Here is a 1,463-nt window from a genome sequence, read left to right as displayed (position 1 = left end):
GATGAGGAACAAATTGAGCTCAGTGAATTTGAAAGGCTGGTAAAAGAAGCTAGAGAAAAGGGTGAAGACTATGTGCTCTATAATGATAACTGGGTTAAAGTTCCGAAAGAAAGTGAAGATTTTATAGCAGGAGCAAAAGAAGTAGATAAAATCAAGCAAAACGGCAGGGTTAATAAAGAAAAGCTTAAATATATTTTTGATATTTATGAAAATATTGATCTGCTAGAATATAATGAGCAGATGATAGATTTTAGAAGTCAGCTGCAGGAAAATGGTGTTGTTTATCAAGCACCAGGCTTATTTAAGGGTGAATTAAGACCCTACCAAAAAAGAGGATATGTTTGGTTGCATAAATTAAAAAATTCAAAATTAGGCGGTTTATTAGCTGATGACATGGGTTTAGGAAAAACAATACAGGTTATTGCTTTGATGGCCAGTTTAAAAGCAGAAAATAAATTATCTCCCTCCTTGATAGTCGCTCCAAAATCTCTTTTAGAAAACTGGCAGCATGAAATAAAGAAATTTTCACCAAAAATTAACAAAGTATATATCCATCTAGGTGGTTCTCGTAATAAAAACAGCAGAGTTATTAAGCAGTCTGATGTAGTTTTAACTACCTACAGCACTTTAGTTAGTGATCAGGTGCTTTTGGGAGAAATAGATTGGACCATATTAGTCTGTGATGAAGTTCAGGCTATTAAGAATCAAAGCACTCTAAAAGCTCATGCTGTTAAAGCTCAAAAGGCAAAGCTGAGGTTGGGTTTATCCGGCACACCTGTTCAAAATACTGTGGCAGATCTCTGGTCTATTTATGATTTTGTCCAACCTGGACTTTTAGGCAGTTTTAAAGAATTTAAGAATAATTTTGTAAAGCCCATTGAGAGTTCTAATACTCCAGAAGAGTATGAAAAGTATGAAGGTATGCTGAAAGAAAAAATTCAACCCGTATTTTTGAGAAGGACAAAAGAAGGTGAGCTTAAAGATGAACTGCCTGAGAAAAAAGATATTACCAAAACAATTGAAATGAGTCAGAGACAAAAAGAGAGATATAAAGAAATAATCGAAAAAGAAAAAAATTCTAAGGGTAGAACTCATTTAGGCACTCTGCAGTCTTTACTTCAGCTATCTTCTCATCCGGCTCTTTTGGATAAGGATTGGAATCTAAAAAGTGCAGAAGAACTATTACATGAAGGACCAAAGCTAAAATCTGTTATTAAAATATTAAGTGAAGTCAAAAAGAATAACGAAAAAGTTCTAATTTTTACTACCTTTAAAATAATGCAGCTGATCTTGCAGAGAGTAATTCGGGAAAAATTTGGACTGCAGGAGATTCCAATAATTAATGGTGATTCAAAACAGCGTTTAGCTTCAGTAGATAGATTTAATGAAAGCGATGGTTTTGGCTGTATGATATTATCGCCTAGAGCAGCTGGAACAGGGCTAAATATTACCGGAGCAAATCA

The 1,463-nt window shown here is 34.2% G+C and carries 1 protein-coding gene; it reads left to right on the top strand.

The window, feature by feature from the left end; translation table 11 throughout:
• The coding region (locus CI949_RS20675; RefSeq protein ID WP_290769925.1) for a DEAD/DEAH box helicase at positions 1-1,463 on the top strand (1,463 nt) is incomplete at both ends.

The organism is Halanaerobium sp., assembly GCF_003070835.1.
This window is presented reverse-complemented; position numbering and strand designations above follow the sequence as displayed.